This window comes from Streptomyces macrolidinus, from assembly GCF_023887685.1.
Lineage (GTDB): Bacteria > Actinomycetota > Actinomycetes > Streptomycetales > Streptomycetaceae > Streptomyces > Streptomyces macrolidinus.
This window is the reverse complement of sequence record NZ_JAMWMR010000023.1, coordinates 20860-33538: the sequence shown is the minus strand read 5'-3', so window position 1 is coordinate 33538 and position 12679 is coordinate 20860. Positions and strand designations below refer to the sequence as shown.

The window sequence follows — 12679 nt, the reverse complement described above, 5'->3', positions numbered from 1 at the left end:
TCGGAGCGGGGCGCGCGGCATGGAACGCTAGCGCGGTTCGAACGTGACCGGGCTCTCGAAGGCCGCCCGTCGGGTCGCGCGGCGCAGGGCTCTGAGGACCGGGGGGCCCAGGAAGCAGGTCAGGACGATCGTGACCGTGGCGCGGCCGAGGTCCCAACCCAGCGAGGTGGCCAGGCAGTAGGCGAGGAAGCGGCTGAGGTTGGTGGCGAGACCGGCGTGCGGGTCGTAGGCGACGTTCGAGGCGAGCGCGTCCATGAAGGGCCAGCCGGAGAGGTTCATGACCGTGCCGTAGGCGAACGAGGCCAGGAACCCGTACGCCGCGAGCATCGCCACCTCGCCGCGGCCCCGCAGCCGGTCGGCGCCCGGCAGCAGCCCCGCGCCCAGTGTGAACCAGCCCATGGACAGCATCTGGAACGGCAGCCACGGCCCGACCCCGCCCGTCAGCAGTGCGGAGGCGAACATGGTCACGGCGCCGAGCACGAACCCGAAGCCGGGCCCGAGCACGCGCCCGCTCAGGACCAGCAGGAAGAACATGGGCTCCAGGCCCGCGGTTCCGGCGCCGATGGGCCGCAGGGCCGCGCCGGTCGCGGCGAGCACGCCGAGCATGGCCACGGCCTTCGGGCCGAGCCCCGACTCGGCGATCGTCGCGGCCACGACGGCGACGAGCAGCACGAGCAGCCCGGCGAACAGCCAGGGTGCGTCCTGCGCGTGCGTGCCGAGCTGGGAGCCGGGATCGGCGAACAGGGGCCAGGTGAAGCCCGCCCCCCCGACCACGCTGACCAGGGCGAGGGCGACCAGGGAGCGGGGGCCGAGACGGACCGGCGCGGGCCGGGGACGGGGCGGTGTCATGACGACAGTGCCTCCCGTACCTGGGAGACCGTGAGCCAGGGCTGCGGTGCCAGCACCTTCGTCACCTGCGGGGCGAACGACGGGGAGGCGACCACCACCTCGGCGGTGAGGCCGTCGGCGACGACCTCGCCCTCCGCGAGAACGACCACGCGGTGTGCGATCTCGGCGGCCAACTCCACGTCGTGGGTGGCCAGTACGAGGGCGTGCCCCTCGGCGGCGAGCGCGCGCAACACGGTGACCAGACGGGCCTTGGCCGCGTAGTCGAGGCCGCGCGTGGGCTCGTCCAGGAGCAGCAGCGGGGGCCGGGCCGTCAGCACGACGGCCAGGGCCAGCGCCAGGCGCTGCCCCTCGGACAGGTCGCGGGGATGGGTGTCGTCCCCGACGCCCGGCAGCAGTTCGGACACCAGGGCCCGGCAGCTTCCCTCGGCCGCGCCCGCGTCCTGGTCCGCCGCCGCGCACTCGGCGGCCACCGTGTCCGCGTACAGCAGGTCGCGTGGCTCCTGTGGGACGAGGCCGACGCGGCGCACGAGTTCGCGCGGGGCCGCGCGGTGCGGCACGGTGCCGCCGACCCGTACCGAGCCGTGGGCCGGTGGCACGAGCCCGACGAGCGCGGAGAGCAGGGTGGACTTCCCGGCGCCGTTGCGTCCCATGAGGGCGACGGTCTCGCCCGGGGCCACCGTGAGGTCGACGTGGCGCAGTGCCTTGACGGGGCCGCGCTGGACGGCGAGGGCGCTGACGTCCGCTGCCAGGTGGGGAGTCGAGGGTTCGGGGGCGGGGTGTGCGGGGCGGCGGCGCAGGAAGCGGCGGGGGGCGGGGATCTCCGGCTTGGTGTGAGGAGGCTCGGTGTGCGGGACCGCGTTCCCCTGCGGGCTGTGGCCGTCCGTGGCGGGGGCTACGACGTCCGTGAGCCGTGCGCGCAGGTCGCTCGCGCGGCGGCGGGCGTCGCGGATGGTCAGGGGCAGCGGGGACCAGCCGGCCAGGCGGCCGAGGTCCACGACCGGCGGGTAGACCGGGGAGACGGCCATCACCTCGGCCGGGGTGCCGAGGACCGGGCGGGCGCCGGGGGAGGGGAGCAGGGCGATGCGGTCGGCGTAGTGGATGACGCGTTCCAGCCGGTGCTCGGCCATCAGGACCGTCGTACCGAGGTCGTGGACGAGCCGCTGGAGCACGGCGAGGACCTCCTCGGCCGCCGCCGGGTCCAGCGCGGACGTCGGCTCGTCGAGGACGAGGACCTTCGGGTGCGTGGTGAGCACCGAGCCGATCGCGACGCGCTGCTGCTGGCCGCCGGAGAGGGTGGCGATCGGCCGGTTCCGCAGCTCGTTCAGCCCGAGCAGGTCCAGGGTCTCCTCCACCCGCCGCCGCATGACGTCCGGGGCGAGCCCCAACGACTCCATGCCGTAGGCGAGTTCGTCCTCGACCGTGTCCGTCACGAAGTGGGACAGCGGGTCCTGCCCCACCGTGCCCACCACATCGGCGAGTTCACGTGGCTTGTGGGTACGGGTGTCGCGTCCGGCCACCGTGACCCGGCCGCGCAGGGTGCCGCCCGTGAAGTGCGGGACCAGTCCGCTGACCGAGCCGAGCACCGTCGACTTGCCGGTACCGGACGGGCCGACGAGCAGCACGAGTTCGCCCTCGGGGACCGTGAAGTCGATGCCCTGGACGGCGGGTTCGGCCGCCCCGTCGTACGTCACCGAGACGTTCTCGAAGCGGATCACACGGACTCCTCGGGGGCGGGAGTGACGAACGCGGGCAGCAGACCGAGCAGCACCGCCGCCGCGGGGAGCAGGGGGAGTGCCGGGGCGGTCAGGGGGACGACACCGGGGCGCAGCGCGGCGGGGTCGTACGCGGCGCTGACGACCAGCAGCGCCGCCGTCGTGATGCCGGAACCGGCGACCAGCCAGGCCCGCGCGTTCCAGACGTCCGGGCGGTAGCGGGTGCGCGGCGAGCGGCGCCCGCCGAGCCGCAGCCCGGCGAGGGCGGCGGCCGACCCGGCGAGCAGCAACGGCAGCCCGTAGACGCCGCCTTCCGCGGTCAGCAGGCCATAGGTGCCCGCGCAGATGCCGAGCAGACCGCCGAGCGTGAGGGCGGTGGTGGTACGGCGGACGGCGGGCGGAACGTCGGCGGTACGGCCGAAGCCGCGCGCGTCCATCGCGGCGGCGAGGGCGACCGAGCGCTCCAACGCGCCTTCCAGGACCGGGAGTCCGACCTGGAGCAGCCCGCGCAGGCCCCGGTCGGGACGGCCGCGCAACCGGCGCGCGGCACGCAACCGCTGGACGTCGGCGATCAGATGCGGGGCGAAGGTGAGCGCGACGACGACGGCGACCCCCGTCTCGTACAGGGCGCCCGGCAGGGACTTGAGGAGCCGGGCGGGGTTCGCGAGGGCGTTGGCGGCGCCGACGCAGATGAGCAGCGTGGCCAGCTTCAGTCCGTCGTACAGGGCGAAGAGGAGGCCCTCCGCGGTGACCCGGCCGCCGAGCCGGATGCCCTGCGCCCAGTGCGGGAGGGGGACTTCGGGGAGGGTGAGGACGGTGTGGGTGCCCGGGATCGGGGAGCCGAGGACCACCGCGAACAGCAGCCGGATGGTGAGGACGGCGAGGCCGAGCTTGACGAAGGCCGCGTAGGACCGGGACCACGGCGCGGAGGTGCGGCGGGCCGCCACCACGTACGCGGAGGTGGCGACCAGGAGGGCGAGCAGGATCGGGTTGGTGGTGCGGGTGGCGGCGGTGCCGAGGCCGAGGGCCCACAGCCACCAGGCGCCGGGGTGCACGGCCGGTCGGCCGCGTGCGGGGCGGGGTGCGGTCACGGCCGGTCGGTCGCGCCGGGGGCGGGGTGCCATCGTCAGCTCCTGCGGCGGCGCGCCTGCCATATCGCCGCCCCGCCGAGGGCGGCCACGGCGACGGCGCCCACCAGCAGGCCCGCCGACGGGGTGCCGTGCGACGAGGTGCTGGACTCATCGGGCTTGCTCTGCGCGGTGTCCCGTATCTGCTCGCCGCAGCCCTGGTGCGGGTAGCCCGCTATCGCGCACAGCAGGGCGTTGGTGTCGTAGCGCAGCGGCGGGACGACCGCGGCGAGCGCGTCCGCGGTCGTGGCGTCCTCGCGGACCCGGGCGCAGACCGTGCGCCGGGCCGGGGGCTTCTCGCCCGAGGGGGCGTCCTCGGCCGTACCGAAGTCGAGGACGATCGCCACGCGCTTCTTGCCGGACTGCGCGGGTGTGTCCGCGCAGATCGTGGCGAAGTCCGTCGTGCCGCGCGGCTTCGTGGCCCGCTGGGAGTCCTCGCTGATCGCGAACCGGAAGCCCTGCACGTCCCCGTCGGCCGGGCGGGACAGGGAGGGGCCCTGGGTGGCGTACGTCCACGCCTCGCCCTGCCGCTCCCAGAAGGACCAGTACCGATAGCCGGTGGCGTGCGCCTGGCCGCCGGTGAACAGGACCAGCAGCGCGAGGGCCAGGGCGGTCGCGGCGCGGCGGATCACGGCTGCCGCTTCCGGTTGCGGCCGGAGAGCAGGAAGCCGATGCCGATACCGGCGACCAGGAAGACGCCGACGAACCACCAGACGGCGTTGCCGGAGTCGGTCTGCGATACGACCTTGTCGGTCGCGGTCTTCCCGGCGCTCTGCGGAGCCGGGCCCGTGGCGCCCAGCTTGTCGACGAGGTCCACGGTGCCGAACGCGCGGGGATCGGTGCCCGTCGCGTGCGCCGCGAAGACGAGCTGGGCGTACCCGGCCGGTCCGGACTTCTCGGCCCAGTCGGCGGCGTTCTTCTCCAGCCAGGCGAGCGGGCCCTCGGCCGCGGACGACAGGCCCGCCGCCGCGAGCGCGACGACCGCGTCCGCCGTGTTGCCGTAGTCGGGCTGGGAGGTCGCGCCCGGCATGGCGGACTTCAGATAGGGGGTCTTCTCCAGGGCTCCGGCGAGGTAGGCGGTGCCGTTGTGCGCGATGGCGGTGGCGGTGTCCGCGTCGGTGCACGTGGGGGTCCCGGCCGTCTTGCCGGGGCCGCTCACGAAGCCCTTGCCCAGGGCGGCGAGGGCACCCGCGGCGGTCGCGTCCGCGTTCGCCGCGAGCGCGCCCTTCTTGTCGGGCTGGTAGGCGAACGCGCCGCCGTCCTTGCCGTCGCAGGGGAGCGACAGCTTCGTCAGCGCGTCGTAGGGCGAGTGGCCCTTCGCGGACTTCGTCTCCTGCGGCTTCGCGCCGACCGCGGCCAGGGCGCCCACGACCGTGGACGTGGAGTTGGTGTCGCTCGCGCCGCCCGCGGTGAAGCCCCAGCCGCCGTCCTCGTTCTGTACGGACTTCAGCCACTCGACGGCCTTGCCGGTCTGGGCGTCGTGTCCGCCGAGCGCGGCCAGCGCCTGCACGGCCGCCGCGGTGCTGTTGGTGTCGACCTGCGTCTTGGCGTCGCAGTCGGCCTTCGGGTCGGCGCGGTAGGCGGCGAACGCGCCGTTCGCGCACTGCTGTCCGGCGAGCCAGTCCACGGCCTTCACGGCCGGGCGTACGCCCACCGTGTGCTGGGCGAGCAGCGCGAGCGACTGGCGCCAGACACCGTCGTACGTGGGGTCGGCGGTGCCGTACAGGGCGGCGGGCAGCGGTGGTGCGGACGGGGAGGGGGAGGCGGCGGAAGCGGCCGGCGCGGAAGCGCCACCGAGCACGGCTATGGCGGCCAGTACCGCTGCGGTGCGGCGAACGTTCATGATCGGCGGTTGCCTCTCCCTGGGGGAGGCCGGGGCGCACGGGCACACGAAGGCAACCGGGCGGCTCCGGCCCCGCATGCCTCGACGGTGCCTGCCATCGGCGGGCTGCCGACGACACGAGCCGGTCATGTCCCGTACGAGGCGATCCGGCTCACCGCCGTGGAGGCGGCACACGGTTGCGGGTCAGCGCCGGAATTGCACCGGCTTCCCCTCGTACAGGCGTGATGACGACGCGCACACTCTACCGGCCCGTACAAGAGGGCCCGGGGGCCGCCCGCGCGGACCGGGGTCGGCGCGCATCGGCGCGGATACGATCCGGCCATGACAACGGGAAGACTGCTCGGGGCCGGACGCATGGCCGATGTGTACGAGGTCGACGGGGCGTGGGTGCTGCGGCGCTACCGGGATCCGTACGGGGACGCGGTCGCCGAGGCGGCGGTGATGGACCACGTCCGGGGCCACGGCTACCCGGTCCCCGCCGTGCGCTCCGCGACGCGCGCCGACCTCGTCATGGAACGGCTGACGGGCCCGACGATGGGGGAGGCGCTCATGGACGGGCGGCTCGGCCCCGACGAGGCCGGGGCGATGCTCGCGCGCCTGCTGCGCGAACTGCACACGCTGCCCGCCCGTGACACGGCCGACCCGGCCGTCAGCGTCCTCCACCTCGATCTGCACCCGTTGAACGTGATCCTGACCGCCGAGGGTCCGAAGGTCATCGACTGGGCCACGGCCGAGGAGGGCTCGCCCGGACTCGACTGGGGCATGTCCGCGGTGATCCTCGCCCAGGTCGCCCTGACCGGCGAACCCCGGCTGGACGGCGTACGCGAGCTGCTGGCCGCGCTGCTCGCGGGGCAGGAGGCGGGGGTGTCCGCCCTCACGGAGGCGGGTCTGAAGCAGGCGTGCGCCCGCCGTGCGGCGAACCCGACGCTGACGCCGCGGGAGATCGAAGTCCTGGGGGAAGCAGAGGACTTGATACGAACCTTGGGTCAAATGCCGGAATTGCTCTAAAGAATCATGAAATGGGGGTTTCTATCCCCTGGTGTGCGCGCTAGCCTGAAAAGTGCCTACGAGGCGAGCGAGGAAACTCGACCAGAAGTTGCCGACTTTGGCGTGAGGCCCAGGTTTCCGCTGGGGCCGACAGTGGTTGGCCGAGGACTGGAAGGTCGAAAGACCGGAAGGTCGACCCAGCCCGTCTCGTAGGTCATTTCATGCCCGCACGCACGTCGTGCCCGTCGTGCCCGCACGCACGTCGTGCCCGTCGTGCCCGCACGCACGTCGTGCCCGTCGTGCCGTCGGTCGGTCGGTCACTCGATCAGTCGGCAGGCCGTCTCGATGTCGAGCCTGACCTGGGCGATGGACGCGCGTCCCGAGAGCCAGGCGATCAGAGCCGAGTGCCAGGTGTGCTCGATCACGCGGACCGCCGCCGAGTGGTCCGGGGTCGGCTCGGCGAGGCCCGTCGCGTCCAGGATGATCGCCATGGTCTGCCGGGAGACCCGGTCCACCTCGGGGGAGGCGCCGCAGTCCGCGAAGGTCAGGGCGCGCACCATCGCATCGGCGAGCTGCGGCTCCCGCTGCAACGCGCGAAAGGCCCGCATCAGCGTCTCCGTCACCCGCTCCGCCGCGCTCTCCCCGGTCGGCGGGTTCTCCCTGAGCGTCGCGTGCAGATGCTCCAACTGGTCCTGCATGGTCGCGACCAGCAGATGCACCTTCGACGGGAAGTAGCGGTACAGCGTGCCGAGAGCGACCTGCGAGCACTCGGCGACCTCGCGCATCTGCACCGCGTCGAAGCCGCCCCGGCTCGCCAGCCGCGCGCTCGCGGCCAGGATCCGGCGTCGACGCGCCTCCTGCCGCGCGGTGAGCGGGGGCGAGCACGGCCGTGCCGTCCCCCGCGCGGCCGTGGTCTGCGCCGTGGCTTCCGCAGGCATGGATCCCCGTTCCGTCGTTCCGTGACAGCCGGTGAGGGCGAGTGGTCGCACAGCATGGCAGGGCCCTCGCCGTGGCGTGAATCACCTGATCCGCCTGCTCACGGTCTCCTTACCTGCCGGTAGATTCGAAGCCTCTGAACGACCAAGTCTGAAACTTGTTCTAGATTACCGTCCGGCGTAACCTCGCGGGAACGGCAGGGAGAAGGGGCCGAAGTGACCGCTGAGGGCAAGGAGGCGGGTTCCCAGGAGGACTTGGCCGCCGACGGCTACCGGCCGTTGCGCATCGCACTCCTCACCTACAAGGGCAATCCCTTCTGCGGCGGTCAAGGCGTCTACGTACGCCATCTCTCACGCGAGTTGGCCCGCCTCGGCCACCAGGTCGAAGTCATAGGCGCGCAGCCCTACCCCGTACTCGACGAGGGCGAGGGCCTCGAGGGGCTCTCCCTCACCGAACTCCCCAGCCTCGACCTCTACCGCCAGCCCGACCCCTTTCGCACCCCGGGGCGCGAGGAGTACCGCGACTGGGTCGACGCGCTGGAAGTCGCGACCATGTGGACCGGCGGCTTCCCCGAGCCGCTGACGTTCTCCCTGCGCGCCCGCCGCCATCTGCGCGCCCGGCGCGGCGAGTTCGACATCGTGCACGACAACCAGACGCTCGGATACGGGCTGTTGGGCGATGTCGGCGCACCCCTGGTGACCACCATCCACCACCCCATCACCGTGGACCGGCAGTTGGAGCTGGACGCGGCCCCGACCTGGCAGCGCCGCGCGTCCGTACGACGCTGGTACGCGTTCACGCGCATGCAGAAGCGGGTGGCGCGCCGACTGCCGTCCGTGCTCACCGTCTCGGGGACCTCCCGCCAGGAGATCGTCGACCACCTGGGCGTCTCCCGGGACCGCGTCCATGTCGTGCACATCGGCGCCGACACCGACCTCTTCTCGCCGGACCCCTCGGTGCCGCGCGTGCCCGGCCGGATCGTGACCACGTCCAGCGCGGATGTCCCCCTCAAGGGCCTGGTGTATCTGATCGAGGCGCTCGCGAAGGTGCGCACCGAGCACCCCGGCGCGCATCTCGTCGTCGTCGGCAAGCGCCCGCAGGAAGGCCCGGTCGCGCAGGCGATCGAGCGGTACGGGCTGGAAGCCGCCGTCGAGTTCGTGAAGGGCATCTCCGACGCGGAGTTGGTCGACCTGGTGCGCTCGGCCGAGGTGGCGTGCGTGCCCTCGCTCTACGAAGGGTTCTCGCTGCCCGCCGCCGAGGCCATGGCGGCCGGTACGCCGCTGGTGGCCACGACCGGCGGTGCCGTACCGGAGGTCGCCGGGCCCGACGGCGAGACGTGTCTGGCGGTGCCGCCGGGCGACGCCGGAGCCCTGGCCGCCGCGCTGACCCGGCTCCTCGGCGACCCGGAGCTGCGGACGCGGCTCGGCGTGGCCGGGCGGGAGCGCGTGCTGCGCCACTTCACCTGGGCCCGCGCCGCCGAGGGAACGGTGGCCCGGTACCGCGAGGCGATCGCCCGCCCCGCCCGCCCCGTGGCGAAGAGCGCGGTCGCGCCCGGCCCCGTCGCGGTCCCGGCCGGTAGCGCGTCCGCGAACGAAGCAGTCGCCGCCGAAGAGTTCGTCGTACCCGATTCCGAAAGCAGGGCCACGTGCTGACCGTCGACTTCTCCCGGTTCCCGCTCGCCCCGGGCGACCGTGTCCTGGACCTCGGCTGTGGGGCCGGCCGCCACGCCTTCGAGTGTTACCGGCGCGGTGCCCAGGTGGTGGCCCTCGACCAGAACGTCGAGGAGATCCGCGAGGTCGCCAAGTGGTTCGCGGCGATGAAGGAGGAGGGCGAGGCACCGGCGGGCGCCACCGCGACCGCCCTGCAGGGCGACGCCCTCGCGCTGCCCTTCCCCGACGACTCCTTCGACGTGGTGATCATCTCCGAGGTCATGGAGCACATCCCCGACGACAAGAGCGTCCTCGCCGAGATGGTCCGGGTGCTCAAGCCGGGCGGGCGCATCGCCGTCACCGTCCCGCGCTACGGCCCCGAGAAGATCTGCTGGGCCCTGTCCGACGCCTACCACGAGGTCGAGGGCGGCCACATCCGCATCTACAAGGCGGACGAACTGCTGGCCAAGATGCGCGAGGCCGGACTGCGCCCGTACGGCAGCCACCACGCGCACGCGCTGCACTCGCCGTACTGGTGGCTGAAGTGCGCCTTCGGCGTCGACAACGACAAGGCGCTGCCGGTGCGCGCGTACCACAAGCTCCTGGTCTGGGACATCATGAAGAAGCCGCTGGCCACCCGGGTCACCGAGCGGGCGCTGAACCCGCTCGTCGGCAAGAGCTTCGTGGCGTACGCGACCAAGCCCCACCAGCCCCGTCTCCCCGAGGCGGACGCCACGTGACCACTCCCCGGACAGACCATCTCGTCCTGCCCGGGGTCCTCACCGCCGAGCAGGCCGCCGCGACCGTTCGCGGCATCCTCGCCGTCCAGCGGGAGGACGGTGCCATCCCGTGGTTCCGCGGCCACCACCTCGACCCGTGGGACCACGTCGAGGCGGCCATGGCGCTGGACGCGGCCGGTGAGCACACGGCGGCCGAGCGCGCGTACGCGTGGCTGGCCCGTCACCAGAACGGGGACGGCTCCTGGTACGCGGCCTACACCGACGGCGACCCGGAGGCGGTCACCGACCGCGGCCGGGAGACCAACTTCGTGGCCTACGTGGCCGTCGGGGTGTGGCATCACTACCTGGCCACCGGCGACGACACCTTCCTGGACCGGATGTGGCCGACGGTGTACGCCGCCGTCGAGTTCGTGCTGCTGCTCCAGCAGACCGGCGGGCAGATCGGCTGGAAGCGCGAGGACGACGGCACGGCCACGGCCGACGCGCTGCTGACCGGCAGCTCCTCCATCCACCACGCGCTGCGCTGCGCGCTGGCCGTCGCCGAGCAGCGCGAGGAGCCGCAGCCGGACTGGGAGGTGGCGGCGGGCGCGCTGCGGCACGCGATACGCCGGCACCCCGAGCGGTTCCTGGACAAGGACCGCTACTCGATGGACTGGTACTACCCGGTGCTCGGCGGCGCCCTCACGGGTGCCGAGGCCAAGGAGCGCATCGAGGCCGACTGGGACCGCTTCGTGGTGCCCGGCCTCGGTGTGCGCTGTGTCGTTCCCAACCCCTGGGTGACCGGCGGCGAGTCGGCCGAACTCGCCCTGGCGCTCTGGGCGGTGGGCGAGTCCGACCGCGCGCTGGAGATCCTCCAGTCGATCCAGCACCTGCGCGATCCGGAGACAGGGCTGTACTGGACCGGGTACGTCTTCGAGGACCAGGTGATCTGGCCCCGGGAACTCACCACGTGGACGGCGGGCTCGCTCCTGCTCGCGGTGGCGGCCCTCGGCGGCCACGAGCCGACCTGCGCGGTCTTCGGCGGCGAACGCCTGCCGGTGGGACTGGAACCGGACTGCTGCGGTTAGCACGCCGACACGGCTGAGCCGGGGCGGGTCGCGGCGGTTCCTCGAGGGCGGGGCCTGGGCGGGTCACCCGAACGGCTCCGTCCCGGCGGTGCGCGGGGCCGGGACGGGCGAGGCTGCTCGTGTCTCCGCGTTCTCCCCGTCGCCGGGAGAACCGAGCCCTTCTTCGACCCCGGAGGATCCCGTGCCGCACCCGATACGGCGCCTCGCCCCGGCGCTCGCCCTCACCTGCACCGTGTCCGTCGGTGCCACCGCCTGTGGCAGTGGCAGTGCCGCGGAAGAGGCCGCCGTGTACATCACGGCCCCGACCCCGTCCCCGACCACCCAGGACGAGCGGGAGGACTTCGCCAGAGCCCGCTTCGCGGCGACCGCCGGGCTCGCGGCCGGGGCGGCGTACCGGTGGATCGTGAAGCCCTGGAAGGACGGCGTGTTCGACAAGGGCGCCCAGGGGCGGGCCGCCGCGCTCGACAAGGCGGGCCTCGCGGGCACCTTCGCGTACAACAAGCTCAAGACGCTCCAGCGCAACGCCCAGGGCGACCCCGAACTCGTCGAGGACCTCGCCCCGCTTCTCCCCGAGCTGGAGCGGCTGAAGGACCTTCCGGCCAAGCTGCGCGCGGGCGACGAGTCCGCGATACGCACCTTCGACAAGACCATCGGCAAGGTACGGGGCGTGGGCAGCCGCGCGGACGCCCACATCCGCGTCATGGTCCCGACCGAGTCCCAACTCGCCGCGGGCTGACCACCGTTGACGCCGTACGGCAACGGCCCCCCGCCCAGCAAGGGCGAGGGGCCGTACGGATCGAGCCAGTTCAGCCGCGCTGGATGCCGCTCGCGTCCTGGAGCACACCGCGGCGGCCGTCCTGCGTCTGCGCCACCAGCGCGGGACCGCGCTGCTCGACCGCCAAGTACCAGGTACCCGGCGCGAGTTCGGCGATCTGCGTGGCCGAGCCGTCCTCCGCGTACAGCGGACGCGGCACCGGCACGGCGAACCAGAACGGGGAGAAGTCCCCGGCCGGGGCCTGCTGCTGGGCCTGCTGCGCCGGCCCGCCGATCGACGCGTCCGGCTGCGGCTGCGCCTGCTGCGGCTCCCCGCCGAACGGCTGCCCCTGCTGCGGCTGGCCGCCGAAGGGCTGCTGCTGGGCGCCCGGGTAGCCGTAACCACCCTGCGGCTGCGCGCCGTAGGGCTGCGCGGTCACGGGCCGCGGTCCGGCCGGGACGAGGGCGGCCTGGAGGGCGGGCACCATCGGCGTGGCGATGGCGGCACCGGCCAGGACGAGCGCGGCGATGAGTCCGAGGATGAGGCCCGAACCCGCGCCCACCTTGGTGAAGGCGTCGCTGAACGCGCCCAGGGGGTCGATGATCGTCCAGAACGACGTCCACGCGGCGAAGACCGTCAGGGCGACGCCGAGTTGACCGAGGTCGAGCCCCACGACCTTGCGCGGCTGCGGAAGAGCTCGTGCGACGACGATCAAGGCCGCGCCGACAATGCCGCCGACGTACATGCCCATCACCAGGCCGAGATTGTCCCAGGCGTTGGGGACATCGCTGCCGGATCCGTCAAAGGTATCGAGGAACGACGCGATGAACAGCAGTACCGCTGCTCCGATCACCACGCCGTCGCCTCTAGTGAGGGAGCGCATATTCACTTCGGGTCCTTCGTCTGTCGTCTCGTCGTCGTTGGAGGCGTCGCTGTCACCCTGGTGCCCCGAGGGCCGTGGTGGTAAGCGCGGGGGTGGCCCCTCATCGTACGAACGACACTATCGTCCGTCCGG

The 12679-nt window shown here is 73.2% G+C and carries 12 protein-coding genes; 5 read left to right on the top strand and 7 right to left on the bottom strand.

All coding sequences use genetic code 11. The annotated features are described in order from the left end of the window. Positions 1–27 precede the first annotated feature (27 nt). The 5 genes from NGF19_RS22835 to NGF19_RS22815 are packed head-to-tail and all read right to left on the bottom strand — an operon-like array spanning position 28 to position 5531. Complete coding sequence (locus tag NGF19_RS22835) at positions 28–849, bottom strand: ECF transporter S component (protein WP_252427036.1); 822 nt, start codon at positions 847–849, stop codon at positions 28–30. Beyond that, complete coding sequence (locus NGF19_RS22830) at positions 846–2564, bottom strand: ABC transporter ATP-binding protein (RefSeq protein ID WP_252427034.1); 1719 nt, start codon at positions 2562–2564, stop codon at positions 846–848. Before NGF19_RS22830 ends, NGF19_RS22835 begins: the two co-directional genes overlap by 4 nt. Beyond that, entirely contained in the window at positions 2561–3685 is a 1125-nt protein-coding gene (locus NGF19_RS22825) for an energy-coupling factor transporter transmembrane component T (RefSeq protein WP_252427032.1), read from the bottom strand. The genes NGF19_RS22830 and NGF19_RS22825 overlap by 4 nt, the downstream gene beginning before the upstream one ends. Before the next feature lie 2 nt (positions 3686–3687). After that, positions 3688–4320 (bottom strand): SCO2322 family protein, encoded by a 633-nt coding sequence (locus NGF19_RS22820; RefSeq protein ID WP_252427031.1) that lies wholly within the window; start codon positions 4318–4320, stop codon positions 3688–3690. After that, a complete protein-coding gene (locus NGF19_RS22815) occupies positions 4317–5531 on the bottom strand; it encodes an SCO2321 family membrane protein (protein ID WP_252427030.1) in 1215 nt (404 codons plus the stop codon). The genes NGF19_RS22820 and NGF19_RS22815 overlap by 4 nt, the downstream gene beginning before the upstream one ends. A 321-nt stretch (positions 5532–5852) precedes the next feature. On the opposite strand from NGF19_RS22815, the gene NGF19_RS22810 reads away from it, so the two are divergent. Next, a complete protein-coding gene (locus NGF19_RS22810) occupies positions 5853–6539 on the top strand; it encodes a phosphotransferase (protein ID WP_252427029.1) in 687 nt (228 codons plus the stop codon). Between the two features lie 296 nt (positions 6540–6835). Here NGF19_RS22810 and NGF19_RS22805 read toward each other — a convergent pair whose 3' ends face one another. Then, the gene (locus tag NGF19_RS22805) at positions 6836–7456 is read right to left on the bottom strand and encodes a TetR family transcriptional regulator (RefSeq protein WP_252427028.1); all 621 of its coding nucleotides are present in this window, start codon (positions 7454–7456) and stop codon (positions 6836–6838) included. A gap of 213 nt (positions 7457–7669) precedes the next feature. On the opposite strand from NGF19_RS22805, the gene NGF19_RS22800 reads away from it, so the two are divergent. The 4 genes from NGF19_RS22800 (at position 7670) to NGF19_RS22785 (ending at position 11646) form a co-directional block, all read left to right on the top strand. Next, positions 7670–9106: a glycosyltransferase family 4 protein gene (locus NGF19_RS22800; protein ID WP_252427026.1), complete on the top strand. Its 1437-nt coding sequence runs from the start codon at positions 7670–7672 to the stop codon at positions 9104–9106. After that, the gene (locus tag NGF19_RS22795; RefSeq protein WP_252427025.1) at positions 9100–9843 is read left to right on the top strand and encodes a class I SAM-dependent methyltransferase; all 744 of its coding nucleotides are present in this window, start codon (positions 9100–9102) and stop codon (positions 9841–9843) included. Before NGF19_RS22800 ends, NGF19_RS22795 begins: the two co-directional genes overlap by 7 nt. Beyond that, on the top strand, positions 9840–10910 hold the full coding sequence (locus tag NGF19_RS22790; RefSeq protein WP_252427024.1) for a prenyltransferase: 1071 nt from the start codon (positions 9840–9842) through the stop codon (positions 10908–10910). The genes NGF19_RS22795 and NGF19_RS22790 overlap by 4 nt, the downstream gene beginning before the upstream one ends. A 181-nt stretch (positions 10911–11091) precedes the next feature. Continuing rightward, on the top strand, positions 11092–11646 hold the full coding sequence (locus NGF19_RS22785; protein WP_252427023.1) for a hypothetical protein: 555 nt from the start codon (positions 11092–11094) through the stop codon (positions 11644–11646). A gap of 70 nt (positions 11647–11716) precedes the next feature. Here NGF19_RS22785 and NGF19_RS22780 read toward each other — a convergent pair whose 3' ends face one another. Further along, entirely contained in the window at positions 11717–12553 is an 837-nt protein-coding gene (locus tag NGF19_RS22780; protein ID WP_252427022.1) for a DUF5336 domain-containing protein, read from the bottom strand. Positions 12554–12679: the final 126 nt, after the last annotated feature.

Bases quoted from the DNA above. Each gene is read 5' to 3' on its own strand.
- NGF19_RS22835 (WP_252427036.1), bottom strand. From the start codon at position 849: ATGACACCGCCCCGTCCCCGGCCCGCGCCGGTCCGTCTCGGCCCCCGC.
- NGF19_RS22825 (WP_252427032.1), bottom strand. From the start codon at position 3,685: ATGGCACCCCGCCCCCGGCGCGACCGACCGGCCGTGACCGCACCCCGC.
- NGF19_RS22815 (WP_252427030.1), bottom strand. From the start codon at position 5,531: ATGAACGTTCGCCGCACCGCAGCGGTACTGGCCGCCATAGCCGTGCTC.
- NGF19_RS22810 (WP_252427029.1), top strand. From the start codon at position 5,853: ATGACAACGGGAAGACTGCTCGGGGCCGGACGCATGGCCGATGTGTAC.
- NGF19_RS22805 (WP_252427028.1), bottom strand. From the start codon at position 7,456: ATGCCTGCGGAAGCCACGGCGCAGACCACGGCCGCGCGGGGGACGGCA.